Origin of the sequence: Pseudomonas batumici (genome assembly GCF_000820515.1) — a bacterium.
GTDB classification, from domain to species: Bacteria; Pseudomonadota; Gammaproteobacteria; order Pseudomonadales; family Pseudomonadaceae; genus Aquipseudomonas; species Aquipseudomonas batumici.
This window is the reverse complement of record NZ_JXDG01000106.1, coordinates 1-409: the sequence shown is the minus strand read 5'-3', so window position 1 is coordinate 409 and position 409 is coordinate 1. Positions and strand designations below refer to the sequence as shown.

Here is a 409-nt window from a genome sequence, read left to right as displayed (position 1 = left end):
AATTCTGTGGCATAGACCTGCATTCGAACAATAGTGTTGTGGTGGTTACCGACGAAATGGACCAGGTGCTGGTCAGTCGGCGCTGTCCCAATGAGTTGGCCCTGATAATCGGACTGCTTGAGCCGCATCGCACCGAACTGCTTGGCGTCGTGGTGGAGTCGACCTACAACTGGTATTGGCTGGTCGACGGGCTCAAGACCGCAGGTTTCGACGTCAAGCTGGCCAACCCGGTGGCGATGAAACACTACGATGGCTTGAAACATTCCGACGATAAGGATGATGCGGCGTTCCTGGCCCATCTGCTGCGATTGGGGATCCTGCCTACCGGCTACATTCACCCACCTCAAGAACGAGCACTGCGTGACTTGGCCCGTAAGCGGATTCAATTGGTACGCACCAGAACCCAGCA

General features: G+C 56.0%; 1 protein-coding gene. It reads left to right on the top strand.

The window, feature by feature from the left end:
• A partial coding sequence (locus UCMB321_RS28435) for an IS110 family transposase (protein ID WP_157016099.1) occupies positions 1-409 on the top strand: 409 nt, incomplete at both ends.